Source organism: Lipingzhangella rawalii, from assembly GCF_031628175.1.
GTDB classification, from domain to species: Bacteria; Actinomycetota; Actinomycetes; order Streptosporangiales; family Streptosporangiaceae; genus Lipingzhangella_A; species Lipingzhangella_A rawalii.
On the sequence record NZ_JAVLVT010000014.1, the window covers coordinates 1 to 25767 of the forward strand.

At 68.7% G+C, this 25767-nt stretch carries 21 protein-coding genes and 1 tRNA gene; 9 read left to right on the forward strand and 13 right to left on the reverse strand.

Translation table 11 applies throughout. From position 1 onward, the window contains the following. Positions 1-251 precede the first annotated feature (251 nt). Entirely contained in the window at positions 252-1913 is a 1662-nt protein-coding gene (thiC, locus tag RIF23_RS19765) for a phosphomethylpyrimidine synthase ThiC (protein ID WP_310914125.1), read from the reverse strand. Between the two features lie 230 nt (positions 1914-2143). Beyond that, positions 2144-3013 carry an SOS response-associated peptidase gene (locus tag RIF23_RS19770; protein ID WP_310914126.1) on the reverse strand — a complete coding sequence of 290 codons (870 nt, stop codon included), beginning with the start codon at positions 3011-3013 and terminating at the stop codon, positions 2144-2146. Between the two features lie 194 nt (positions 3014-3207). On the opposite strand from RIF23_RS19770, the gene RIF23_RS19775 reads away from it, so the two are divergent. After that, positions 3208-3618, forward strand: coding sequence for a hypothetical protein (locus RIF23_RS19775; protein WP_310914127.1), 411 nt, complete (start codon positions 3208-3210; stop codon positions 3616-3618). A 798-nt stretch (positions 3619-4416) separates the two neighbouring features. Here the strand turns inward: RIF23_RS19775 and RIF23_RS19780 are convergent. After that, positions 4417-4899: an OsmC family protein gene (locus tag RIF23_RS19780; RefSeq protein WP_310914128.1), complete on the reverse strand. Its 483-nt coding sequence runs from the start codon at positions 4897-4899 to the stop codon at positions 4417-4419. A 154-nt stretch (positions 4900-5053) separates the two neighbouring features. Here RIF23_RS19780 and aroA point away from each other — a divergent pair, with 154 nt between their 5' ends. Then, positions 5054-6343, forward strand: a complete 1290-nt coding sequence (gene aroA, locus RIF23_RS19785; protein ID WP_310914151.1) for a 3-phosphoshikimate 1-carboxyvinyltransferase — start codon at positions 5054-5056, stop codon at positions 6341-6343. Beyond that, complete coding sequence (gene rsgA / locus RIF23_RS19790; RefSeq protein WP_310914130.1) at positions 6330-7316, forward strand: ribosome small subunit-dependent GTPase A; 987 nt, start codon at positions 6330-6332, stop codon at positions 7314-7316. Before aroA ends, rsgA begins: the two co-directional genes overlap by 14 nt. Before the next feature lie 31 nt (positions 7317-7347). On the opposite strand, the gene RIF23_RS19795 is transcribed toward rsgA, so the two are convergent. Further along, positions 7348-7896: a DUF2087 domain-containing protein gene (locus tag RIF23_RS19795; RefSeq protein WP_310914131.1), complete on the reverse strand. Its 549-nt coding sequence runs from the start codon at positions 7894-7896 to the stop codon at positions 7348-7350. Positions 7897-8100: 204 nt separating this feature from the next. Between RIF23_RS19795 and hisN the strand changes: the two genes are divergently transcribed. Further along, positions 8101-8919, forward strand: a complete 819-nt coding sequence (hisN, locus tag RIF23_RS19800; RefSeq protein ID WP_310914132.1) for a histidinol-phosphatase — start codon at positions 8101-8103, stop codon at positions 8917-8919. Between the two features lie 51 nt (positions 8920-8970). After that, a complete protein-coding gene (locus RIF23_RS19805; protein ID WP_310914133.1) occupies positions 8971-9516 on the forward strand; it encodes a hypothetical protein in 546 nt (181 codons plus the stop codon). Between the two features lie 99 nt (positions 9517-9615). Here the strand turns inward: RIF23_RS19805 and RIF23_RS19810 are convergent. Both RIF23_RS19810 and RIF23_RS19815 read right to left on the reverse strand, forming a co-directional pair. Next, positions 9616-9689 (reverse strand) — tRNA-Met (locus tag RIF23_RS19810). Positions 9690-9825: 136 nt separating this feature from the next. Further along, positions 9826-12879: a UPF0182 family membrane protein gene (locus tag RIF23_RS19815; protein ID WP_310914134.1), complete on the reverse strand. Its 3054-nt coding sequence runs from the start codon at positions 12877-12879 to the stop codon at positions 9826-9828. A gap of 368 nt (positions 12880-13247) precedes the next feature. Here RIF23_RS19815 and RIF23_RS19820 point away from each other — a divergent pair, with 368 nt between their 5' ends. Then, on the forward strand, positions 13248-13820 hold the full coding sequence (locus tag RIF23_RS19820; RefSeq protein ID WP_310914135.1) for a PPA1309 family protein: 573 nt from the start codon (positions 13248-13250) through the stop codon (positions 13818-13820). Positions 13821-13899: 79 nt separating this feature from the next. Here RIF23_RS19820 and RIF23_RS19825 read toward each other — a convergent pair whose 3' ends face one another. From RIF23_RS19825 to RIF23_RS19835, 3 genes are all read right to left on the reverse strand, one after another. After that, complete coding sequence (locus RIF23_RS19825; protein WP_310914136.1) at positions 13900-15183, reverse strand: YlbL family protein; 1284 nt, start codon at positions 15181-15183, stop codon at positions 13900-13902. 163 nt (positions 15184-15346) lie between these two features. Continuing rightward, positions 15347-15871, reverse strand: a complete 525-nt coding sequence (locus RIF23_RS19830) for a molybdenum cofactor biosynthesis protein MoaE (protein ID WP_310914152.1) — start codon at positions 15869-15871, stop codon at positions 15347-15349. Between the two features lie 1104 nt (positions 15872-16975). Next, a complete protein-coding gene (locus RIF23_RS19835; RefSeq protein WP_310914137.1) occupies positions 16976-18124 on the reverse strand; it encodes an NAD-dependent epimerase/dehydratase family protein in 1149 nt (382 codons plus the stop codon). A gap of 63 nt (positions 18125-18187) precedes the next feature. Between RIF23_RS19835 and RIF23_RS19840 the strand changes: the two genes are divergently transcribed. Further along, positions 18188-19603, forward strand: a complete 1416-nt coding sequence (locus RIF23_RS19840) for a zinc-dependent metalloprotease (RefSeq protein ID WP_310914138.1) — start codon at positions 18188-18190, stop codon at positions 19601-19603. A gap of 216 nt (positions 19604-19819) precedes the next feature. On the opposite strand, the gene RIF23_RS19845 is transcribed toward RIF23_RS19840, so the two are convergent. From RIF23_RS19845 to RIF23_RS19860, 4 genes are all read right to left on the reverse strand, one after another. Then, positions 19820-20416: a M48 metallopeptidase family protein gene (locus RIF23_RS19845; RefSeq protein WP_310914153.1), complete on the reverse strand. Its 597-nt coding sequence runs from the start codon at positions 20414-20416 to the stop codon at positions 19820-19822. A gap of 367 nt (positions 20417-20783) precedes the next feature. After that, the gene (locus RIF23_RS19850; RefSeq protein ID WP_310914139.1) at positions 20784-21062 is read right to left on the reverse strand and encodes a WhiB family transcriptional regulator; all 279 of its coding nucleotides are present in this window, start codon (positions 21060-21062) and stop codon (positions 20784-20786) included. Between the two features lie 650 nt (positions 21063-21712). Next, complete coding sequence (tesB, locus tag RIF23_RS19855; RefSeq protein WP_310914140.1) at positions 21713-22582, reverse strand: acyl-CoA thioesterase II; 870 nt, start codon at positions 22580-22582, stop codon at positions 21713-21715. Between the two features lie 3 nt (positions 22583-22585). Then, entirely contained in the window at positions 22586-24679 is a 2094-nt protein-coding gene (locus tag RIF23_RS19860) for an ATP-dependent DNA helicase UvrD2 (RefSeq protein ID WP_310914141.1), read from the reverse strand. 321 nt (positions 24680-25000) lie between these two features. Here RIF23_RS19860 and RIF23_RS19865 point away from each other — a divergent pair, with 321 nt between their 5' ends. Together RIF23_RS19865 and RIF23_RS19870 are read left to right on the forward strand one after the other, a co-directional pair. Beyond that, positions 25001-25243, forward strand: a complete 243-nt coding sequence (locus RIF23_RS19865) for a mycoredoxin (protein ID WP_310914142.1) — start codon at positions 25001-25003, stop codon at positions 25241-25243. 38 nt (positions 25244-25281) lie between these two features. Beyond that, a complete protein-coding gene (locus RIF23_RS19870; protein ID WP_310914144.1) occupies positions 25282-25746 on the forward strand; it encodes an ANTAR domain-containing protein in 465 nt (154 codons plus the stop codon). Positions 25747-25767 lie beyond the last annotated feature (21 nt).

Consider the following 25767-nt stretch of genomic DNA (forward strand, 5'->3'; position numbering starts at 1 on the left):
GCACTAGCTGTAGTGCCCAGGGAGGTGCCCACCCGTAACGCGTGCGGTACCCGCGTGGATCGCACCGCGGCCGATTCCGGAACGTGCCCCCGGTGGTTTCGGCACCGGGGCGTCGTGTCGGGATGGGATTGCGGTGGTTCTGGCCTGCGGGGTTGGCCCCCAATGGTTGGGGGCAAGGAACGGCCACGGGGGTGCTCGGAGCGGGCAGGGACGGGGCCGGTTCCCCGTAGTCCCTGCCCGCTCCGCGGCAGCTAGCCGTCCGCGATGGGCAGGTACACCCGCTTGCCCTGCTCCTGAAACTCCTGCGACTTCTCCCGCATGCCCTCCTCGATGGCAGCAACCGTGGACAGGCCGTGCTCCTCGGCGTAGGCCCGCACATCCTGGCTGATCTTCATCGAACAGAACTTCGGTCCACACATGGAACAGAAGTGCGCGGTCTTCGCCGGCTCCGCCGGGAGAGTCTCGTCGTGATAGGCCTGGGCCGTCTCGGGGTCCAGGGCCAGATGGAACTGGTCCTTCCACCGGAACTCGAAACGCGCCTGGGACAGGGTGTCGTCCCATTCCTGCGCCCGTGGATGGCCCTTGGCCAGGTCCGCCGAATGGGCGGCGAGCTTATAGGTGATCACCCCCGCCTTGACGTCGTCCCGGTTGGGCAGTCCGAGGTGCTCCTTCGGGGTGACGTAGCACAGCATCGCGGTGCCGTGCCAGGCGATCTGGGCCGCCCCGATCGCGGATGTGATGTGGTCGTAGCCCGGGGCGATATCCGTGGCCAGTGGACCGAGGGTGTAGAAGGGTGCCTCCCCGCAGAGCTCCTCCTCCAGGCGCACGTTCTCCGCGATCTTGTGCATCGGCACGTGCCCCGGCCCCTCGATCATTACCTGAACATCGTGGGCCCGCGCGATATGCGTGAGCTCCCCCAGCGTCCGTAGCTCAGCAAACTGGGCCTCGTCGTTCGCGTCGGCGATGGATCCGGGCCGCAACCCGTCCCCGAGCGAGAAGGTGATGTCGTAGGCCCGCAGGATCTCACACAGCTCCTCGAAATGCGTGTAGAGGAAACTCTCCTGGTGGTGGGCCAGACACCAGGCTGCCATGATCGAACCGCCCCGGGAGACGATCCCGGTCGTGCGTTGGGCGGTGAGTGGGACGTACCGCAGCAGCACCCCCGCATGTACGGTCATGTAGTCGACGCCCTGTTCCGCCTGTTCGATCACGGTATCCCGATAGATCTCCCAGGTCAGGCTGGCGGGGTCACCATCCACCTTCTCCAGGGCCTGATAGATCGGCACGGTACCGATCGGCACCGGTGAATTGCGCAGGATCCACTCCCGGGTCTCGTGGATCCGCTTTCCGGTGGACAGGTCCATCACAGTGTCGGCACCCCAGCGGGTCGCCCACACCATCTTTTCCACCTCCTCGGGGACCGACGAGGTGACAGCCGAATTGCCGATGTTGGCGTTGACTTTCACCAGGAAGTTCTTGCCGATGATCATCGGTTCGGACTCGGGGTGGCAGCGGTTCGCAGGGATCACCGCCCGGCCGATGGCCACTTCATCCCGAACAAACTCGGGATCCATGCCCTCGCGCGCGGCGATGAAGCGCATCTCCGGGGTGATGTGGCCGGCCTTCGCATAGGCGAGCTGACTTACCGCCCCGTTCACCGGCTCCCGAGCGGCGATCCACGGTGCACGCAGCTGGGTCAGGCCCTGATGCGGGTCCACGGTCGCGTCCGGATCCGTGTACGGTCCGGACGTGTCGTACAGGTCAATGTGGCTGCCATTGGCAAGCCCAACCCGGCGCCGCGGCACCCGAACCTCGCCCTCCGGGCAGGAGACGGTGTCGTAGACCTTCGTCGACCCCATGATGGGGCCGGTGGTCAGCGTGGGTTGGACAGAACGGTCGTCAAGAGCCGTCACGGCATGCCTCCCTACGTCGGAATTACCCGAACAGGTTCTGCGGTCGGCGACACCGGTCCTCGGGGGACAGCCGCCCTCTCAGCCCGCCATGGCGCGAGCTCCCGCGTGGGTGATGTTCGTTTGTCTGCGCTCGCCGATCTCGACGAACAGCCCCAACCGGGGCCGCCGCCACCCTAACCGCAGCAGCGGCACGGAATCCATACCGGCCCGTGGACAACCGGAGTGCGGGCTCAGAACAGGGTCTCCCCCGGTGCGTCCCCCGGCTGGGCAGGCTCGGACCAGAGTGGCGTCAGCAGGTGCGGACCGTTGTTGCGCACACTGTTGACCTCGGTCCCCACCGGGAACGACTCCAGTTTCGACGCCGGGGTGCGTTCCAGCACGGCCCCCAGCTCCGATGCTGTGGCCTCCGGACTGAGCCACAGCGGCCAGTCCTCGGCCCCGACCACCACCGGCATCCGGTCGTGGATGTGGGCAAGCTCCGGCGCCGCCTCGGCCGTGATGACCGAACAGCTCCACAGCCACGCCTGCGGGTCGTTCTCGTCCCGGTTCGGATCCCGCCACCGTTCGAACAGGCCCGCGAACGCGAGTGGGCTCCCGTCGTTGTAGCGCACGGCGAACGGCCGCTTACGCGCACGTGCCTTGCGCTGTTTATGCTCCGGATCCGTGGCCGGCGAGGTGCTGGGCTCACTCGTTCCAGGCGCGTCCGTGGGCAGCAGCTGCCATTCGTAATAGGCGTCGGCGGGGATCAGGCAGCGGCGCTTGGCAAACGCCGCCCGGAAGGCGGGCTTATCCGCCACGGTCTCACGTCGCGCGTTGATCATCCGGTATCCGACATTGGGGTCCTTCGCCCAGAACGGCACGAGTCCCCACCGCAGAGTGCACAGGTGGCGCGGCCCGCCAGGTCCGGGCTCCGCAACACCGGGCGCCGGCCCCAGGACGGCGTAGACGTGCTTGCCCGGGGCGATGTTGTAGTCCGGTTGCAGCTCCTCGCGGGGCGGCCAGGACCGAGGCTGTGGCTGCGGCGGATCCTCCGGCACCGCAAGCTCGAACTCGAGCTGGAGTTGATGCTGATTCCGCGACTGCGCGTAGCGACCACACATAGGAGTAAGCCTAGACTCCCCCGCCGACAGGCCGCGGTAACGCTCCCGGGGTCCCCGAACCAGACGACGTCCCCAGGTTTTACCAACCGTAGTGCCGACACAGGGAAAACCTCGCTGTCCTGATTCGTTACACCTGGCAGCGTGGCTGCCACGATCGAGGTCGGCAGCGGACAGCGCGCGAATGAGGGTGAATCATGGGTGCACGCTGGATCCTACTCACGGTCATTGCCGTGGTGGTGGTGAGCAGCGCCGCGGTGCTGACGGCTCGACTGCTCCACACCCCCGCCACCGAGATCCAGCCGGCGGCACCGACAGTCGCCGAGGGGACGACGGCCAGCCCGGAGGAACGTGCGGAATTCGTCGCGTTCGCCCAGGACTACGAAACGGCGACGGCTGCCGCAGAAGCGGTGCCGCGGGTGACTGCGATCCACAACCTCGGGGGAACCGGAGAGGTGGAGATTCACACCGACCTGCCCAGTTCCGAAGCGCCACGCGCCAACGAACTGGGCAGTGCCATCGTAAGCTGCGCCTACGACTTCTTCGACCTGGAGGACCAACACACCGTCGTGTACGCCGCCAACGGCGAGCCCATCGCGGGCGGATGAGGCGCACGCGCACCCGCCCACACTGCCCGCAGCCCGCCGCTGGCCGTCGTGCCCGAAAGCCCCGCCACGGCACCTGCGGGTGAACCATCACCGCTCCCCTCTGCCCGGTGCCCCGTGGCGCGTGGGAGACCATGGTGCCCCCGCAGCCCCGCACCCCCGCGGGGATGCACCCGGCAGCACGACGCACACCCGGGCCACACCGCCCCCCGGGGGGAGGGATTGTGCTTGCGGTCCATCTCCGATCCGCAGGCGCCACTGCCAATGGGCAAGGAGGGGTTCCCGGCGGTCTCCCCACGCTCCGGTGGATGGGCGCCCCGGGCCATAGAGCGTGGGGCAGGTTCGGAGTTGACCATGCAGTGCAGGACAGAATCCTGGCTGACCATGCCGTGAGCACGGCCACCCCACCCCGCTGGCCGTCGTGCAAGCGATTTCCTAGCCACGCCGAAGCACCCCACACCCCGATCACCGCGCCCACGCGCCACCGCACACGAGAACACCGCACCCCGACCACCGGGACACCCCCACAACCACCGCCCCCCTACACCCCGCTGGCCGTCGTGCGGGGGAGCGCCCCCGGAACAGAACACCACCAGGGACCACCACGGCGCGACGCCGCCGGCGGCCAACACGGCGCGCGCGGGGGCCAGTGCCCGGACCAGGATCTCGGGCCGGCGGTGGGAACCCGGAATTTCCCTGCCACCTGATGGACCTCGACCACGGGCAGCCTCACCCGTGTGGGTGGAGCCCCGGTGGTCCGACCGGGGTGGCCTCCCCCGAGTCGACCGCGCGCACCACTCCTTAGCTGGCGACCGTGGCCGTTCCCTCGTGCCGGACCGGAAAACTGACGGAGCGTGCAACGAAACACCGCTCGTTCGCTTCCTCGTGCAGCCCCGCGAGCCGGCCCACCATGGCGGGCTCTCGCACCGTCACCGCGGGACGCAACACCACCTCGGTCATCTGGCCCGCGCCGCTGCGTTGCAGCGACATCGTTCCGGTCGCCGCATCCCGATACTCGGTGACCACCACCCCGGCGGCAGCGGCACGATGCAGGAACCACAGCATGTGGCAGGCGCTGAGCGCCGAAATCAGGAGCTCCTCCGGATTCCACTGTGCGGCATCCCCGCGAAAGGCCGGATCCGCCGATCCGGCCACGACCGGCTTGCCCTCCGCCCGCATCTCGTAGGCCCGGGAGAAGTCCCGGTAGCTCGTGGTTCCGGTCCCGGTGTTCCCGGTCCACCGCACCTCGACCTCGTAATGGTGGTCCCGCAGCCCTGTTGTCACGACGTATCCTCCACCCTCGCTCCCGGTCCCGGGGAGACCCCCCGATGTGGGAATCGTCGCAGACCGCACCCCCGGCCCACGCCGTGCCTCGGTCACCGTGCCTCGGTACGGCCACGGCTGTGTCACCTCGCACCCCCTCGCTACCCTGGGAGCCATGGCCACCACCGCACCGCACTGGTCCGCGCCTACGACCCGACGGCCCGTCGACGCCTCGGTCAGTCTGCCCGGATCGAAATCCATGACCAATCGCGCACTGGTCCTGGCCGCCCTGGGCACCGAACCCACGCTTGTGCGGGCCCCGTTACTCAGCCGCGACACCGAGCTCATGGCCGCGGCCCTGCGCAGACTCGGCGCTGAGGTCACCGCGACCGGTTCAGGGACGGATCTACGCGTGACCCCACACCCGCCCCGTGGGCCGGCCACGGTCGACGTGGGAAACGCGGGAACCGTGATGCGTTTCGTTCCCCCTCTTGCGGCCCTCGCTGATGGACCGGTCACCTTCGACGGGGACGCGCGCGCCCGGGAACGTCCGGTGGGGCCGCTGCTTGCCGCACTGCGCGACCTCGGGGCCACGGTGGTGGACGACGGGCGCGGAGCCCTGCCGCTGGTGATTCACGGCCGGGGCGAGCTTCCCGGGGGCACGGTCACCCTCGACGCCTCGAGCTCCTCCCAGTTCGTCTCCGCGCTCCTGCTCAGCGGCCCCCGGTTCGCGCAGGGAGTCGAGGTTCGGCACGTGGGCGCGCCCGTACCCTCGCGCCCCCACCTCGACATGACCGTGGCCATGCTGCGGGAGGCGGGAGCCCGGGTCGTCACGGACACTCCGGACGTGTGGCGGGTGGCCCCCGGGCCGCTGCGGACCACAGCGATCACGGTCGAGCTGGACCTGTCCAACGCCGCACCGTTCCTGGCCGCGGCACTGGTCACCGGCGGGCGTGTCACCATCAATGGCTGGCCCGAAAATACGACGCAGCCCGGGTCGGTGCTTCCCGAACTCTTCACCAGGATGGGGGGCACGGTCCACCGGGACCCGGCCGGCCTCACCCTCCACGGCACGGGCACGATCCAGGGCATCAGCGCCGATCTCCACGAGATCGGCGAACTCACCCCGACGATTGCCGCCGTGGCGGCGCTGGCCGAGACGCCATCCCGGCTGACCGGGATCGCCCACCTGCGTCGCCACGAAACCGACCGGATCGCCGCGTTGGCCCGGGAGATCACACGCCTCGGTGGGAATGTGACCGAGCTGGAGGACGGGCTGGTGATCGAGCCCGGGCCGCTGCACGGTGGCGTGTTCCATTCCTATGACGACCACCGCATGGCGACGTCGGGCGCCGTCCTCGGGCTGGCTGTGCCCGAGATATCCGTGGAGAATATCGCGACCACGGGCAAGACCATGCCGAACTTTCCGGAGCTGTGGGGTGAGGTCGTGCATGCGGCGACGTAGCCGGGATCTCGACGAGGACGACGTGCGGGTGCGTGCCCGCGGTGGCTCGCGCCCCCGGACCCGTAACCGGCCAGAACACGCCGATGCCCGTATCGGTATGGTGACGGCCGTGAACCGGGGGCGCTACCAGTGTCTGGTCGGGGACCGGGCCGTCACCGCGATGAAGGCTCGGGAGCTGGGCCGGGGCAGCATCGTCGTGGGAGACCGGGTCGCGCTGGTGGGGGACCTCAGCGGCGAGCCGGACACCCTCGCCCGGGTGGTGCGGGTGGAGAAACGGAGTTCGGCCCTTCGACGCACCGCTGACGACACCGACCCCAGCGAACGGGTGATCGTGGCAAATGCCGACCAGATGGTGATCGTCGCCGCACTCGCCGACCCGGCTCCCCAACCCCGGCTCATCGACCGCTGCCTTGTCGCGGCCTACGACGCAGGTCTCCTCCCCCTGCTGTGCCTGACCAAGGCAGACCTGACCTCCCCCGCCGACATGACCCGCCACTACGCCCCACTCGGCCTGGACATCGTCGTAACCCGCTGTGACGAAGCCAGCGGCCGCGAGGAACTTTACGAGCGGCTTCGGGGCCGATGCAGTGTTCTGGTCGGCTCCTCCGGCGTCGGTAAGTCCACACTCGTCAATGGGCTTGTCCCGGAGGCGGACCGGGCGGTAGGGACCGTTAATCCCGTCACAGGCCGCGGCCGTCACGTCTCCAGTTCGGCGATCGCCCTCCCTCTACGGGAGGGGTGGCTCATCGACACTCCGGGCGTGCGGAGTTTCGGACTCGCCCACGTTGCTCCGGAGACCATCACCGCCGCGTTCCCGGACCTCGAGGTCGCGATCGAAGAGTGCCCCCCGGGCTGTGCCCACAGCGCCGATACCGAATGTGCCCTGGACACGTGGCGCGCCACGGGACGGGTCGACGCCGCACGTGTGGACTCCCTCCGTCGACTCCTGGCCAGCCGCGCCGGCGAGGAGTGACCGGCGCTGGCTCCGGCGGCACCGGGGCAGGTCAGGACTCCACGCCGGCCAGGGCATTCGTGCGCCAGTAGACCTGGCCGTTGCGTTCCAGGAATCCTTCCTCCACCAGCTGGCGCCGTAGCGCGGCACAGTCCTCGTGGAACTCGCGCAGCAGCGCGTTGACTTCCCGCTCGGGGTAGCTGGCCTCGGGCTCGAACGCCCGGGCGACGTAGTCGAGCACCACCCGCCGTTTTGTGCGCTGGGTGGGCATCGTCGTGATCCGCCCGTTGTGGAGAAAGCGCTCCAGAACCACCGAATCGGCGATCGAGCGATCCTCCGCGGGACGCCATGGACGCGCCGAGGACCGGGCCGCGTCCCGAAACGGTCGTGGACGTACCGACCAGCCGGCACCGGCCCGGTGCTCGACCAGTCCCCCGTCCGCGAGCTGCGCCAGGGAACGCAAGGCCTGCCCGGTCGTCACCTCCGCGCGCGCGGCGACATCGTCCGCTGTACTCGCCCCCAACACGACCGCGGAAAAGACACGCAGCTGCTCCGGAGCGGAGAGCAGCCACAGCATACGGTTTGGATCGATCTCGACCATGTCGGCTATGGAAGCAGATCATCGGGGCGAAACACCACTCGTTGCCGCAACTCGGTGCACCCCGATTGCGGCACGTCTCCCGGCGCGGCGGCACCCCAGGGTCACCTGCGGCCCGGGCGCCGACGGATTGAGACCGGATTGCAGCCCAACGCGCGCCGTCCCGCTACTGCCCGCGGGGGCTAGTACCGGGTAGCGTTACGCGCCATGGCGGACTTTGATGACGACCTCCGTCTCGCCCACGTCCTCGCCGACGCGGCCGATGACATCTCCCTGCGCCGGTTCCGGTCCCTGGATCTGCACGTGGACACGAAACCGGACCTCACGCCGGTCAGTGACGCCGACCGCGCGGTCGAGGAAGCCCTGCGCAGTGTGCTCAGCCGGGCACGGCCTCGGGATGCGATCCTCGGTGAGGAGTACGGACACACGGGACACAGTCGGCGCTGTTGGGTGGTCGACCCCATCGACGGCACCAAGAACTACGTGCGCGGCGTTCCCGTGTGGGCGACCCTGATCGCCCTGTTGGAGGGGGAGACCCCTGTCGTGGGGTTGGTGTCCGCCCCGGCCCTGACCCGACGCTGGTGGGCCTCGCGCGGGGGTGGAACCTGGAGCGGACGCAGTTTGACCAAGGCGAGCCGCTGCACCGTCTCCGGCGTCGAGCGGCTGTCGGACGCCTCCCTGTCGTTCTCCTCCCTGCACGGCTGGGAGGAACAGGACCGGCTCGGTTCCTTTCTCAGCCTCACCCGGGACGTGTGGCGCACCCGCGCCTACGGTGACTTCTGGTCTCACGTGATGGTGGCCGAAGGCACGGTGGACATCGCTGCGGAACCGGAATTGTCTCTGTGGGACGCGGCACCCGTGCCGCTGCTGTTGGAGGAGGCCGGAGGGCGCGCCACGGGGCTGGACGGACAGTCCTTCACCGACGGTGGAGCACTCGTGTGCACCAACGGGACACTCCACGACTCCGTGTTGACGCAACTCAACGGTGGGCCGACACCACGACGGTTTGCCGTGGATGGCACATGAGGTCACGCCGAATCGGCGCTGCGTAGTATTCTTCCTGGCGTGTCTCCAGCCATGCCCGTACAGCGGCTCCCCGTGCTCCCCGTGCTCGCCTGCTCCGGTGCGCTGCTCCTGGTGGCGTGTTCCGGCCCGGGCGACGACCGAATCGCCGAACTCGAGGAAGAGATCGTCGCCGAGGCGGCGGACGAGGCCGACACGGACACAGCCGAGAGCCAGACCCCGGATCGATCCGAGCTGCGGTTCGAACCGGAGTCGATGCGGTGTTCCCCGCACAAGAGCCCGGTGGTCTCGGGCAGTTGGCAGAGTTCCGCACCGCGCGTGGAGGTCGAGGATCCTCCCGTCGAGCTCGGCCTGCGGGACCAGAGCGGCAGCGGCGACACGGAACTCAGTGTGCAGGTCGAGGTGTACCTGCCGGACGACGAGGACTGGGTGACGGCAGGCGGTTCCCTGGCCGGGGACGACTGGACCTATGTGGACTTCCCCGAGGACTTCGACCCGGAGCCGTCGGACGTGCCCTCGGGCGTGTACACGGCGGTGTGGTCCATCGACGGTGCGGGCGAACGGACCTTCCTGGCCTGTGACGGATTCGAGGTGGAGTAGGCGCCCCAGATCCCACCGGTGTCGGGAACACCGGGCGGATTCCGGAATGCGCACACAGAAGGGGCTGGTGGGTTCGAACCCACCAGCCCCTTCTTCGCGTAGCGGGGGCAGGATTTGAACCTGCGACCTTTGGGTTATGAGCCCAACGAGCTACCGAACTGCTCCACCCCGCGTCGTTGCTGTAGCAATCCTAGCGCGAACGGGCCGACAGTACCAACTCGGCAGCTGCGGGGCTCCCACCCCCATCCGCAGCTATGAGGGGGACGGGCCGAGTGGCCCGTCCCCCTCATCGTGTGCCGCTCCTCGGGGCTACTCGTCCTCGGTGTCCTCGTCGTCGCCGTTGTCGGCCGCGGAGGCTGCGTCCTGGAGCGCGTCCTCCAGGCGCTGCATAGCCTCGCCGTATCCGCTGAAGTCGCCCTCGGCCAGGGCGTCCTCACCGTCCTGGTAGGCCTCCTCCGCTTCGGCCAGGGCGTCGTCCACCGACTCGATGATGTCGGTCTCCGGAGCATCCTCCTCGGTGGCTTCCTCGTCGGTGCCGCCGACCTCGAGTTCACCCTCACCGATGAGGTTGTTGATCGCCTCCTGGAGGTTCGTTCCGATACCGACGTCTTCGCCGTACCCAACGAGGATCTGCTGGAGCAGTGGGTAGGAGGACTGGTCGCCACCCTCGGCCTGCACGTAGACCGGCTCGACGTAGAGGAGGCCATCCCCGAAGGGCAGGGTCAGCAGGTTACCGAAGGTGACTTCGGATCCCTGCTGCAAGGGCAGCAGCACGTCCCGAACGTCGGAGTCCGCCTGGAACTCGTTCTGCATCTGGCCGGGGCCCCGAATCGCAGTCCCCTGGGGCAGTTGGAGAATCCGCAGCGTCCCGTAGTTCTCCGAGGTCGGTTCGGAGTCCACGGCCATGAACGCCGCCAGGTTCTCCCGCCCGCGCGGAACGTAGGTCGAGGTCAAGGAGTAGCGTGCCTCGTCGTCCCCGGGGTAGTGCAGGGTCTGCCGGTAGGCCGGCTCCTGGACATCGGCGTCCGTGGTGGGGCTGTCCGGGATCTCCCAGAAGTCCTGCCCGCCGTAGAACTCGCCCGCGTCGGTGATGTGGTACCGCTGCAACATCTCCCGCTGCACCTTGTAGATGTCGTCGGGGTAGCGCAGATGGTCCATCAGCTCGTCGCTGATGTCCTCCGAGGAGGTGGTGAGGTCCGGGAAGGCATTCTCCCAGGTCTCAAGCACCGGGTCCTCGTCGTCCCAGCCGTAGAGCGTGACGGAGCCGTCGAAGGCGTCCACGGTGGCCTTGACGGAGTTCCGGATGTAGTTCACCTGGTTGGCGGGGAGCGCGTCGACGCCGCCCACACCCTCGGTGACTGCGTCCGTGGTCGCCGCGTCCAGGTCGATCGGGGTGGAGTACGGCAGGTGGCTACTGGTCGTGTAGCCGTCCACGATCCAGACCATGTCCCCGTCGACGACGGCGGGGTAGGGCTGCCGGTCCACGGTGAGGAACGGCGCGACCTTCTCCACCCGCTGTAGCGGATCCCGGTCGTAGATGATGCGGGACTCGTCCTGGATCGCGTTGTTCAGCAGGATCTGGGGTTCCTGGTACTTGACCGCGTACAGCAGCCGGTCGAAGAACGAGCTCAGCTGCACACCACCGTCACCGTCGTAGTGGTAGTCGATCTCGTCTTCGGCGACGTCCTCGGCAGCACCCTCCGCGCCGTTGTCGGCGTCCTGCCCACCGTTGTCGGTCGCGTCCCCGTCGGCGCCGTTGCCATCCGTGGGAGCGGACTGCTCGTCCGCGTCGTTATTCTCGGCGTTGGTGCCGTCGTCGATCGCGTCCTCGTCCTCGGTGGTGGTGATGTCGGTCTCACCCGAGTCGGCGGGCCGGTCGTATTCCGGTTCCGCGTTGACGATGACGTATTCGGCGCCTTCACGTCCGTAGTAGATCCGCGGTTCGTACTCGCCGGCGACGTCCGAGAGTTCGCCCCGCGGCGGAATGTCGTACTCGGTGAAGACCGGGCGCCCGTCGACGTCGAGCTCGTTTCCGGCGGCGGCCACCATGCCGAAACCGTGAGTGTAGATCAGGTGCCGGGTCAGCCAGCGGTCCTGGTCCTCGGGCGGACCGGAGAGCTCCCGGGCGGCGACCACCGTGTCGATCTTCTCGCCATCCTCGTTCTCGTAGCGATCCACGTCGAGAACGTCGGGGAACTGGTAGAAGCCACGCACCTGCTGAGTCTGCTGGAAGGTCTGGGAGACCACGTTGGGGTCGATCAGACGAATGTTGGGGATAGTCTCCGACTCGTCCGCGACCTCCTGGACACTGAGGTCGGTTGCCGCGTCGTAGTGGGTGACCTCGGAGTCTTCCAGATCGTAGGCGTACCGGGTGGTTTCGATGTTGCGCTGGATGTATTCCTCTTCAACCCGCTGCTCGTTCGGGTTGACGTTGAACTGCTGCACCAGCAGGGGCCACACGCCGCCGATCAACACCGCCGAGAGGACCAGCAGGCCGAGGCTCGCCACGGGGACCATGGCGTTGCGGAAGTAGATGTTCGCGAAGAACAGGGCGGCACAGACGATCGAGATGACGGCGAGAATCATCATGGCCGGCAGCACCGCATTGACGTCGGTGTAGTGCGGCCCGGTGGTGTACCCGCGTTCGGAGAACGCCAGCCCGTACCGGTTGAGGTAGTAGCGGGCCGCTTGCAGCAGCATGAACACGCCGAGCAGGACGGACAGGTGCACCCGGGCGGCGTCGGTGGTGCGCTGGCCCTGGGTCTGTAGCCGCACTCCGCCGTAGAGGTAGTGGGTGATCAGGGCCGCGATGAAGCCGATGATCAGCGCGGCGAGCAGGTATCCGAGGATGATGCGCAGGAAGGGGTAGGTGAACACGAAGAACGACATGTCCATGCCGAACTGCTCGTCCTGGACCCCGAAACCTGCCCCGTTCATGAACTGCAAGTAGGGCTGCCAGTCGCCACTGGCGGTTGCGCCGGTCAGCACCGCAAGCCCGGCGACGATCCCCCAGAAGAACAGTTTCCGGTGCGGATCCACGGATTCGCGGTACCGGTCCAGTCCCTGCTGTTCCAGGCTGAAGGGCCGGAATGCGGGTCGGGTTCGGTACGCCAGGTAGATGTTGACCCCGACCACGACCGCCATGACCACCGCACCCGCGGCGAACATGATTCCGCGTGCCATCAGCTCGGTGGTGAAGACCTGGGTGTAACCAACGGACTGGAACCACTTGTAGTCGGTCCAGAAGTTGGCGGCCAACATGATCCCCGCGATGATCACGACAGTGATCGCCGCCACGGGCGCGAGCAGTCGCGACCGACGGTTACTTCGCGCGTTCGGTGCGCCGGGCGTTCGGAAGCTCACGCCTCCCCCTCGTCGTTCCTTGGTACCTGGGCTGGGTAGCGACGGACACTCGGCTGTGGAGCGTCACGACGGGGTCGAGCTCCGTCACCGGTGCCGAGCATCGGTGCGAGTCGAAGCCCACCCCTCGCCAGGGCAACTTATTGGAGCCGGCCGTGGTTCCCGAAATCCCACACCGAAAGGTGTCAGGACAGCATCGACCACGTCTCGAACCGATACACAACGGTGCCCTGGGTGCACCGTCCACTCCCGCTTTCGACTTTACTCGCCGTGAACCCGGAGTGGGCATATCCGCCTCGCCTGATGGCAGGATCGAAGCGGAGAGTCAACGGGGACCCCCCGTTTCACAGCACACCCGATCGGAGAGAACTGTGCAGCACCCAGCCGACCCCGAACCCGGAGCCGGGAGCGGGGCCGACCAGGACCCCCCCGACGACATCCTTCAGGACCTCGTGCTGGAGTTGGAGCGCCATTCCGCAGAACAGGGATGGGACCAGCCGATCCGGCTCTACGCGCTCGTGCCCACCGCAGACCTGGTCGAACGCGAGCCGCATGTGGCCGAACTCCTGGGGATTCAGGGACCGGTTCCGCCGGACGCCCTCACCCCTGTGGAGCAGGATCCCCTCCCCACCGACCAGTCACTGGAGGACGTCCTGGGCCGGCTCGCCTGGCCGGAGGCGGTGACCGGATGCGCCATGGTCATGGAGCGACTCGTGGTCCGTGGCTCGGACGCAACCCTCGATCCGCTGGACACCGAGACGCCGGCTGACCCCTCCAGCGAGAACTGCGAGGAGGTCCGCATGGTGGCCGGGGTGCTGCGCGACGGCAGCACCCATTCGGCGCTACGGATGCGCAGCCACGACTCCGCGGACTCCGTCCTCAACGGTCGGGAGCTGATCCCCGGACTCACCTCCGCCCTCGCCCTCACCCTGGAGGCTGACTGAGGGGCGGTCGTTCAGAAGCCCCACCGGCGCCACCGGCCACACCGGTGCCGCCGGTGTGGCCGGTGTGGCCACCTGCCCCTCAGTCCGAACAGCTCGGCAAGCCGTCGGGATCCTCCTCCGTGCGGATGGTCTCCAGGGCCGCAACAGCATCGGCGAGAGAGGTCACGGACACAACCTGGATGTCGGTGGCTGCGGAGGACTCGGTCTGCGGGCAGCTGTCTTCGGCGACGAAGAAGTAGTCGGCACCCTGATCCTCCGCACTGATCATCTTCTGGGCGACACCGCTGACCGACCCCACACGCCACTCCCGGACCTCCGGGTCCTGCGGGTCCTCCGCATCCTCGGGCAGCTGTGGCTGAACCGTTCCCGTACCCGCGATGTGGTGCCCACCGGTGAGATCCTCGTCGGACAGCCGGTTCATGATGCCCAACGCAAACATCATCCCGGCGCTGGGGCCGCCGATGTCGTCCACACTGACATCGATCTCGAACGGGAACTCCAGTTTGCTCTCGACGAGGATCCCGATACGCGCGTCCGGGGCTGTGTCTTCGCCTTCGTCTTCGTCCCTGGTTCCCTCGGGCCGCTCTTCCACCGTGTCGTCTGCCGCCACGGTGTCCAGGGTCAGGTCGATCCGGTCGCCCTCGCCGACATCCACATCCTCGACGGAGTCGACGTCGCCGTCCGCCCGCACCACGGTGATCTCCACGGGATCACCGGGTTCCCGGGCCGACACGCGCTCCACAACCTCGGCCTGGGTGTCCACCTCCGCACCGTCGACCGCACGGATGACATCGCCGGGTTCGAGCTCGTCAGTGGCGGGCATATCGGGAAAAACCTCCGCCACGAGCGGTGACTCGTCGTAGGGGATCTCCAGCTGGTCCAAGGCGGCCGCGATCGCGAGACGCTGCGAGCTGTCCATCTGGAGGCTCTGGGTTTCGGTGACCTCCTCGACCGTACTGCCGGGTGGGAACACCGCCTCCTCGGGAAGCACCGCCAGGCTCGGTCGCACCCAGGCACCAATGGCTGCCAGCAGACTGACCCGATGCTGCGGACCCCCGCTGTACTGCACCGTCACCATGGACAGCCCGGCGTCCTCGTGCTGGAAGTTCTCCCGACCCTCGATCTCGATGATCGGATCCCCGTCCTGCTCACCCAGAGTGTTCAGGGACACCCCGGGAGAAGCGATCAGGTAGGGCACCGGAAGCTGATGACTGGCCAGGGTCAGTGCCACCAGCACCAACGCCGTCACCAACACGGTCGAGCCTCGCCGAACCAGCAACGACTGGGCCTGGCTGGTGCCGGCCGGCTCGGAGGTCCCGCTGCCGCCGGCAGCGGCGTCACCGTCACCTGAACGTTGCGTCATAGACCTCTACTCGGGCTGATCTCCCACCCGCCGGGCACGAAGTCGGAAGATTCCGCCCATCTCCTTCCCGTTACGGCAGTCTAGGCGGGGTGGAGGAGGACTGACAGCAGCGACGCCGTGCGGCGCCACGGGCGCGGCGGAAGAAACCCGGAATCCACCGGTCTCAGCAGGAACCCACCCATTCGGTTCCGCCATCGATGAAGCGCTGGTGCTTCCAGATCGGCACCTGATCCTTGATGTCGTCGATCAGCCGGTGGCACACCGCGAAGGCTTCGGCGCGATGTGACGCGGCAGCTGCCACGATCACGGCCGCGTCACCGATGCTCAGCTCACCGACCCGGTGCAGGGCCGCCACACGCCACACCCGCCGCTGCCGGGTCGCGGCGCTGCCCCCGTCCCCCGCCTCGGCGCCGGCAGGATTCCCCCCCGAGGAAGCCTCGGTGTTGGCCTCGGTGTTGGCCTCGGTGTTGGCCTCGGTGACGACCCGCTCCATGACCGCACGCATGGTGGCGGTGGCAGTCGGGTGCGCCGAGTAGGTCAGCTCCGTAACCCCGCGGCCGTGATCGTGATCCCGAACCGTACCGATGAAGAATGCCGTTCCCCCGGCCCGCGGGTCCTGCACCGCCGTCAGTACCTCGTCCACGGACAGTGGGGTCTCCCGGAGACCAGCCAAGGTGATTGAATCCACGCTGGTGACGTTACCAAGCCGCGCGGCTCGCGGACCGTGCGGCCCAATGTTCGGACTGGCCCGGGTGGTCCCACTACTCACGGAAATCCGCGTCGTGGCACCGGGGAGCACATCGCAGGCGTCCAGCCCAGCGACCGCCGACGCTCCCCCACTTCGCTGGCCGTCGTGCGGCAGACCACGGCGCCCCAGCACGGGGGCACACCCGCGGCCACCGCACCCACCCCCGCTGGCCGGCGTGCCGCGGACCACAGCACCCCCACCACGGGGCACCCCCACAGCCACCGCGCCCCCACCCCCACCGCTGGCCGTCGTGCGGGGGAGCGCCCCCAGGGCGCGACGCCGCCGGCGGCCACCACGACGCGCGCGGATCGACAATAACCGCAACCACGATCCCCGCGCCTCCCCGCGAGTGGTGGGGCCAGAATGGTCCGCATGCCCCGGGACATATCCGCGGCGAAGTACCGTGGCCTCCCCCACGCCACAGGCCACACCGGGCACCGGGGGGTGCGAAGATCGTTCACCCGCCGGCGCCGCGGCGCCCCGAGACCAGGTGCCTGCCATCGGCGAGCCAAGCCACAGCTCGGCACCGCAAACCCCGCCTCCGAGGGAGCGTGCTAGCGGTGATCGATTACCCGCACGCACCGTCTCGGCCGCCGGCGGCGTCGCGCCCTGAGGGCGCTCCCCCGCACGACGGCCAACGAGCGTGGATGCGGTGGCCCTGAGACGCATCCCGCTATCCGGGAGAACGCACTCCCCGGAACGACACCCAACGAGGGCGGATGCGGTGGCCGTGGAACACATCCCCCTACCCGCGGGTGAACCATCACCGTACCCCACCATCCCCGCTGCCCGTGGCCCAGACGATTACGGCGCCCCCACGACGGGGGCACACCCGCGGCCACCGCCCCCACCCCCACCGCTGGCCGTCGTGCGGGGGAGCGCCCCCGGAAACAGCACACCACCAGGGACCACCACGGCGCGACGCCGCCGGCGGCCACCACGGCGCGCGCGGATCGGACGATAACCGCAACCACAATCCCCTCGGGCACGGGGTGGACGCCGCCAGGCCAGGACCAACCTCGCGCCCACCCCAAGAACCAAGCCCTAGCTATCCCGGCGACGCTTCCGCAGATGCCGCACCGCGGCAGCGGTTCCCATCACTGCGGCCGCGGCACCCGCGGCTCCGGCCGCGGTGATGGTGGCAGTTGTTCCGTCCCTGGACCCCAGCTCGCGCCCGGCTGGCGCCGTTTCTCCGTGCGCCGGCAGGAGTTCCCGCAACGCGGCCTCGTTGTCGAACGCGGGCTCCCAGCCGTTGGCCCGCAGGGTCTGGCAGTCCACAACACACGGGTAGACGAGGAAACGCAGGTCAGCGGCCGGAACGGGGGTCACCCCCATGCGGTGCAGACGTTGGTTTGTTCCGAAGATGAGATTCGCGGGCAGTTCGAAACTCCGGCGTTGCGTGATCCCCTCGACCTGCGGGTGGTCCAGTGTCCCGGCACATCCCACCGCCAGTGCCCCCTGCGGCCCGTCCACTCCCGTGCGGATGACGTGCTCCAGGGCGCTGGCCAGATCCTCCTCGTGGCAGAACTGCCAGTGCTGGGCAGATCCTCGCACCGTCAACAGCCGCGAGGCGGCGAAATGGCGGGTCAACAGCGTGTCCATGTCGGGCCCCACCAGTGGCGCCGGCCGGACCACACTGACGCGGAGGCCGGGGTGGGCCCGACGCGCCACATCCGCCAGCTCCTCGATCTCCACGAAGTCACCGGCCAGGCTCGGTCCGGACTCCGCCGGAACGGGTGCGGTTTCCGGCAGCGGCACGGGGTTGTCGGGATGGGCACCGTGCACCATCGTGCTGGTCACCAGGACCACCCGGCGGACACGGCTGGCGGCCGCCGCAGTGAGCACCGTCTGTACACCACGGACGTTGTACCTGCGCCGCTCCGGGGCGGGACGTTCCAGCGTGCGGTCATCGTCCAGATGGACGAGGGTGTCGACGTCGCCCAGGCGTCCCGCGAGGGAAGGGCTGCGTACATCGGCCGCGCGCCAGGCGACGTGGTCGCCGGCCCCGGGCGTGAGAGGAACTTGCCGCGCATCGATCGCCACCACCCGGAGCCCGGTCTCGGAACGTGCGCGCACCGCCAGTCGTTCTACCAGGGCACGGCCGGCTCCACGGGCCACACCGGTAACCGCCACGACGCGGTGTGGGTCGGCCGCGGTGTGCTGTGCGCGAACCTCGCCGGATTCAGTACTCACTCGCCGCGGCTCCCGGTTAACGTGACAGTGTGGTGACATTCCTATCCTGCCTGAGGTCGAATCGTGAGTGACCAGCCCTTCGGATTCCATATGCCGCCCGATCCCGACGACGAGTCCCAACGCGGGGGCGGTGGCTCCGCCTCCGGGGGTGGTGACGGCGGCACGGGCGGCCCCGGCGCCGGCGGCTCCGAACAGTTCCCGTTCGGTGACCCGCAGCAGATGGCGCAGATGCTGCGCCAGTTCGCGGACATGATGTCGCAGGCCAGTTCCACGTCGACGGGAGGTCAGGGCCAGCCGGGCGGCACCATCAACTGGGACATGGCGCGCAATATCGCTCGACACGCCGCAGCTGAACAGGGAGATCCCAGTGTCGGCGCCAGCGAGAGCGAGCAGACCCGCGAGGCGCTACGCCTTGCCGACCTCTGGCTCGACGACGTCGCGGCTCTGCCCTCCGGCGTGCACACCACGGCGGCCTGGAGCAGATCCGAGTGGGTCGAAAACACGATGTCCAGCTGGTCCGCGCTCTGTGAGCCGCTGACCACTCGGATCGTCGAGTCGATGGGCCAGAGCCTGCCGGAGGAGATGCAGTCCATGGCCGGGCCGCTGCTGGGCATGGTGCGCCAGATGGGCGGCATGCTGGTGAGCCAGCAGGCCGGGCAGGCGATCGGGACCCTGGCACGGGAGGTCATCGGATCCACAGATGTGGGGCTGCCCCTTGCCGGTGCGGGAACCGCCGCACTGCTGCCGCAGGGCGTGGCTGCGTTCGGATCCGGTCTGGAAATCCCGGCGGATGAGGTGCGGTTGTACCTGGCCGCTCGGGAGGTCGCGCACCACCGGCTGTTCGGTCACGTGCCGTGGCTGCGGTCCCATGTCATCAACCTGGTCGAAGAGTACGCCCGCGGCATGTCGGTGGACATGAGCGGCCTGGAGGAGCGGCTCAGCGAGATCGACATGTCCGATCCGCAGGCGCTCCAGGAGATCCTGAACGACCCGGGGACCGGTAGTGGCCTGTTCGAGCCGCAGGAAACACCCCAGCAGAAGGCCTCCCTGGGGCGGTTGGAGACCGCGATCGCGCTGATCGAGGGCTGGGTCTCCGTCGTCGTGGACAGTGCCGTGTCCGAGCGGCTGCCCAGCTCGGCGGCGCTGACCGAAGCGATCAGACGGCGTCGCGCCAGTGGCGGACCGGCCGAGCACACCTTCGCCGCCCTCGTCGGCCTCGAACTGCGGCCGCGGCGCCTGCGGGAAGCGGCCACGTTGTGGCGCTCCCTGGGTGCGGCGCGGGGCACCTCCGGTCGGGACGCGCTGTGGGAGCACCCCGATCTGTTGCCCTCCGGAGACGACCTGGACGATCCGGAGGCATTCGTGCGGCGCCAGTCCGACGCGGATGCGGCCCGGCTCGACATCACCGAACTCACCGAACCGGAATCCACCGAGGAGTCCGATCCGGGCGAGGACGGCTCGGGAGGATCGACGTCCTGACGCTCGCACCGGGACGGCGGGACGAACCGTGCGGGGTGCGTGCGGCCGGGGCGGGCGTCGGCTCTGTTCGGTAACGCTCCACGCACGGGTGCCGGGCGTCAGGTGGAGATGGGGCTGCGGTCGGAGTGGCGGGTGTGCCGGCCAATCCCTGGGGCCGGGAACAGCCGCTCGGGGCACCGGGCGTGGCCCCGGCGCCGGCATGCGCCCGCCAGCGACCTAGCGGTCACCCGGGGGATCGTGCCCGTTGGCGCTCGCATGGGTGGTGTCGGTGGCAGTGCCAGCCGCGTCGAGGCGGGTGCCCCACGAGCTGTGTAGGCGGGGTGCCGCCGCTACTCCCTCCAGGTATCCCCGTGCCCGCTCGGTACGCGGATACCTCTGGACCAGCTCCCAGAAGTCCGCTCCGTGCCCGGGAACGAGGAGATGCGCTAACTCGTGCACCAGCACGTAGTCCAGCACCCAGGACGGCATCCCAACGAGTCGGCGGGATACTCGGATGGTGCCGTCCGCAGGGGTGCAGGAGCCCCAACGCGTTCGCTGGTTATCGACCCACCGCACACTGTGCGGCCGGACCGCACCGTCCAGGTAACGTCGGGCCAGCTCCGCGGCCCGCTGGTACAGTTCGGGCTCACTGGGGCTGCGACGTTGCTCGCGCTTGGCGAGACGCCGCACCATGTGCTGGACCCAGCGCTCCTCCTGCTCCGGGGTAAATTTCGCCGGCACCAGAACCACCGTCTTGTCCTGCTCGCGGTAGGCGGACACGGTGCGCCGCCGTCGCGAACTCCGACGAACCTCGACTTCGGGGGTGGCAGGCACACGCTCAAGGTAGCTCACCCCCGGCCGGCGACCACAGGGGTGCACTGGACGCCGTGCTGCCGGGCACATGCCGCCGGCGAGGCCCGGTAGTCGTGTGGCCGGTGTTGTTGTTCTGATTCCCGGGAAAGCCGCGGGGATGGCCGGATTCGGCCATCCCCGCAGCCCGGCCGTTGGCGGTCGGGCAGCGTCACGGTCTGGGTGGACGCTCCCTCTGTTGCACCAGGCGCTTTGCGCGCGCCAGTACGCGCCGCCGACGGGCCTGCATCCTACGGTGCTCCCGCTCTCGCCGCTCTGCGTCTCGGCACTGTTGGACGTACTCGTAGAACAGCACGTGTTCGACTCCTTCGCTTGCCAGGATTGGTTGGTCTCAGGCCGCGACCGGCTGAGGATTCTTGCGGGGCCGGCCGCGCGGACGCTTACGTGCAACGACCTGGCCGGAGACGAGAAGCTCACCGCCCCAGACGCCCCACGGTTCCCGGCGCTCCAGGGCACCGGTCAGGCACTGCTGTCGCACGGGACAGTCGGCGCACAACGTCTTCGCGGCCTCAATGTCGGTCGGCGCCTCGGCGAAGAAGAGGTCGGGCTCCCGCCGACAGGGGACCTCGACGTCTTCCAGCCATGGGGCCTGTAGGACCGACGCCAGCATCGGTGTCCTCCCTGGTTCTGCTGCGCAATGTGTATGACGTGACATGCGGATCTGGGATCCAGGGGGTCGCGCACCTGGCTGAGCGACGAGCGTCCGATGGAACGACACTCGGTGGAGATCAGCGAAGAGGCCGCGACCCCGCCAGGGGACCGCGGCCACGAAGTCGAATACCGGCCGTTAGGCCGAACAGCTCCGTGGACAGGCCCCCAGCGCGCCGTGCGGGCGCAGGACTGCGTGCAGCAGCCCGGGGTTCCTGCGACGGCCGAGCATGCCGAGGCTACGATCCTGGACTGGGCCGAGGACGAACCCTGCACATGCGAAAGCGCCGCGCGCGATGCCGTCGAGGACTCGGGTGCCGGTGTACGAAATCATCAGCACGTGCGGACACCTCCTACGGCTCCGACCGCTGGAGCTCGGTCCAGGGCGCGGCGCGGTCAACTACGAAACTCACCTTAGATAGGCGACCGTGGAATGGCAACAAATTTTTTGACCTGCGATGACGGTGTAGCGCTGGCCACGGCTGGCCCGTGGCCAGCGCCGGGTCGCAGGCAGTTCGGCGCGCCGGCTCCGGTGCCCGGCCCCGTTGGCGTGACGGCCGTGCGGGGCGGTCGAGGTGGAGCTACGGGGCACGACGGATCGGCGCGCGGTGGCTAGAGCCGCAGCAGCCCTTCCTGGACGACCGAGCACACCAGCTCGCCGGAGCGGGTGTACACAAGGCCACGCGCCAGACCGTGTGCGCCGCTCGCCCGCGGCGTGTCCTGGGCGTAGAGGAGCCACTCGTCGGCCCGAAACGGCCGGTGAAACCACATCGCGTGGTCGAGACTGGCCATCGCGATATCGTCCATGGTCCGGCCGTGGGCACGCACCACAGTGTCCAGCAAGGTCATATCGGAGGCGTAGGTCATCAGGCAGACGTGCAGCAGGGGGTCATCCGGAAGTGGACGCTCCGTCCGCAGCCACACCAGGTTCTGTTGGCTGCGGAGGTCCGGGTTGTGCGCCGTCTCCACAGACAACGGGCCGACCGGGCGAAGTTCGATCGGATGCCAGTTCACCGAAGCCGGAAGCGTGTCGAACAGGCGGGTCAGGCGCTCCCGCGCGGTGGGCAGCTCCTCCGGAGGGGGGACGTCGGGCATGGCGGCCTGGTGCTCCAGCCCCGCCTCCGCGCGGTGGAATGAGGCCGACAGCGCGAAGATCGCCTTTCCGTGTTGGATGGCCGTGACCCGGCGAGTGGTGAAGGAGCGGCCGTCCCGGATCCGGTCCACGTTGTACACGACCGGAACGGTCGGGTCGCCCGGACGCAGGAAGTAGGCGTGCAGGGAGTGCACCGGGCGGTCCTCTGGAACCGTGCGTCCCGCCGCCACCAGCGCCTGGCCGGCCACCTGTCCACCGAAGATCCGCTGCGGGCCACCTTCCGGACTCCGCCCCCGGAAGATGTTCACCTCGATACGCTCCAGATCGAGAATGTCCAACAGCTCCGCGAGGGACTGTTGGGACCCGGTCCCCTCCGGCACGTCTTCCACCCGCTAGCTCCTCTCGGCGTGTGCTGAACGTTGCTGCCGGGCCTGTGCGCACAACTCCAGCACAGCCGAGCCGTAGCGCTCCAGTTTGACAGCCCCGACGCCGGGAATTCGCCCCAGCTGCCGGGAGTCGCTGGGGGCCCGCTCGGCGACGGCCTGGAGGGTGGCGTCGGTGAACACAACGTAGGCGGGGACCCGCTGCTCGACAGCGACCTCCCGGCGCCACTCGCGCAACCATTCCAGCAGTTGCTCGTCATAGTCCGCGGGGCAGTCGGAACACCGGTGCAGCTTGCGCTCGGCCGCCTCCACCAAGGTTGCCCCACAGATCCGACACTCCACCCGCACCGGGCGGGACCTGGACGACGATCTGGTGGTGCCGGCGGAACTGGCGGGGCGCAGTCCGTCCAGGAACCGGGAGGGGGTCCGGTTCCGTCGCCCGCCGGGAGACCGAGACAGTGCCCAGGACAGGTACAGATGTTCCCGAGCACGGGTCACCCCAACGTAGAGGAGTCTGCGTTCCTCCGCGATCTGGGGTTCGTCCTCGGCGTAGACGATCGGCATGGTGCCCTCGGTGAGGCCGACCAGGAACACCGCGTCCCATTCCAGCCCCTTGGCGGAGTGCAACGAAGCCAGGGTCACTCCGGGTGTCTCCGGGGCGTGCTCGGTGGCCATGCGGGCATCCAGCTCGGCAGTGAACGTCGCCATCGTGGCGGCGGGCCCGTGCTCCTGCACGACCTCTTCGGCCAGCTGCACCAGGGCCGCCAGGGACTCCCACCGTTCTCGGGCCTGTCGCCCCTCGGGCGGCTGCTCGGTCATCCCGAGCGGCCCCAACACCTGCCGGACGGTGGTGACCAGGTCCGGGTCCTCGGCGTCGGTACTGGCGGCCTTACCGGCACCACGGAGCGTGTGCACGGCCTGCCGGATCTCGGGACGCTCGAAGAAACGGGCAGCGCCACGCACCACATAGGGCACCCCCGCATCCGCGAGGGCCTGTTCGTAGGTGGCGGACTGGGCATTGGTTCGGAACAGGACGGCGATCTCCCGGGCCGGAGTTCCGGAGTCCATCAGGGCGGTGATCCGGTTGGCGACCGCGGCGGCCTCCGCCGGCTCGTCGTCACACTCCAGGAACACGGGATCCGGCCCCGGCTGCCGCTGGGCCACCAGCTCCAGGTGCCCCGCCCCGCTGGTCCCGGTCTGACTGCGCAACAGCTCATTGGCCAGATGAACCACCTGCGGGGTGGAGCGGTAGTCACGGACCAGCTCCACCACCGTGGCGTGCGGAAAGCGTTCGGGAAAGCCGAGCAGGAATCGAGGGCTGGCGCCGGTGAACGAGTAGATGGTCTGGCTGGAGTCCCCCACGACACACACGTCGTCGCGATCACCCAGCCAGGCGTCCAGCAGGAGCTTCTGGAGCGGGTTCACGTCCTGGAACTCGTCCACCACGAAGTAGCGGTACTGCCGCCGCACCGTCTCGGCGATGTCGGGACGATCGTTGAGTAGCCCGGCGGTCAGCTCCAGCAGTGACTCGAAGTCCAGCAGGTTCTGCTCCCGGCAGAGCTCCTCATAGGCGTCGAAGACGCGGGCCACATCCCGTGGGGGCAGTGGCGTGGCGCGGTTGGCTGCGGCGACGACCTCCTCATAGTGGGCGGGACGGGTCTGGGTGACCTTTGCCCACTCGATCTCGGATGTCAGATCGCGTAGTTCCGTCCGTCCGAGGTTCAGTCCACAGGACCGGGCGGCCTGCCCGACGCCGGTAGCCTTGTTCTGGACCAGGGTTGGCTGTGGTCCGCCCACGGCCTGCGGCCAGAAGTAGGACAACTGGCGTAGGGCAGCCGCATGAAAGGTCCGCGCCTGGACACGTGGCGCACCCAGTGCGCGTAGGCGCGTACGCATCTCCCCTGCGGCCCGGGTGGTGAAGGTGACCGCCAGCACCTGCTGTTCGGCAACCACACCACTCGCGACCGCATAGGCGATCCGGTGCGTGACCGCCCTGGTTTTGCCCGTGCCGGCACCGGCGCGCACGCACACGGGGCCGTGGAGGCTCCGCGCCACCTGAAGCTGTTCGGGATCCAGCCCGTCGAGCACGCGCTCCGGGTTCATCCGGTCTCCTGGCCTCCCTCGTCCGGGGTGCTTGCGGTCATCGGGTCGCCGCGGCGGCCCGGCCGTACGGCACCGCACCATTCTCTCAAGTCCCGCAAGGCTCAGCGGCACTCCCACGCACCACCCTCCGCAGCACGACGCGCACGTGCAGCCACCGGTCAGGACCATGGAACCGAGCGCGCCGCAGCCCACGTCACAGTCGACGCAAGGATTACGTGATCCGGGAAGTGCGGAGCCGTGCACGATGTTGCCATCGATCGACGTGCCACGCGGCACGTGAACCCCGGTGGGGGCAGGCATCGACAGGAGGGACACGGCGCCATGAACGGAATCACGATGTACACGACACCGTGGTGTGGCTTCTGCCACCGGCTCAAGCGGCAGTTGCGTCAGGAGAACATCGAGGTCACCGAGGTTGATATCGAACAGGACCCGGAGTCCGCGGACCATGTCATGCGGGTCAACGGCGGGAACCAGACGGTACCGACCCTCGTGTTCGCCGATGGAAGCGCGCTGACCAACCCGTCGGTGGCCGAGGTGAAGCAACGGTTGGCTATGCAATAGCCCACGTGGCCGGGCCAAGCACAGAGATTGGGAAGTGGATGACGGAGACGAGCACGCTCACCGAGGAGTCAGCCAGCTGTCACGTGGTCCGTCGCACCCCGGACGGATGGCGGGTCGGTGAGGACGACCTGCCCGATCTCCTCAATGCCATGGTGCTTGCCGATCTGTTGGGGGCGGGGCAAGACAGCCCCGGCTCCCGTCCCGCCCCCAGCCGGGCGGAGGACAACGCCAGCGAGACCGAGCGTCTGCGCGTCACTGTGGCCCAGCTCGAACACGCACTGTGCTCGCGGGTGGTCGTGGAACAGGCGATCGGAATCCTCGCCGAACGCAAACGCATCGACCCCAGGACGGCGTTCAACGAGCTGCGCTGGGCGGCGCGGGCCCGTGGCCGCAAGGTGGCCGACCTGGCCCGTTCGGTGGTATCCAGCACCAACGACCCACTCATTGCTCTTCCACCCGAACTGGCGCGTCCGGGATCCGTGACCGAGGCTCCCCGGACGTAAGCCGATCCGGGATCCCGTGGG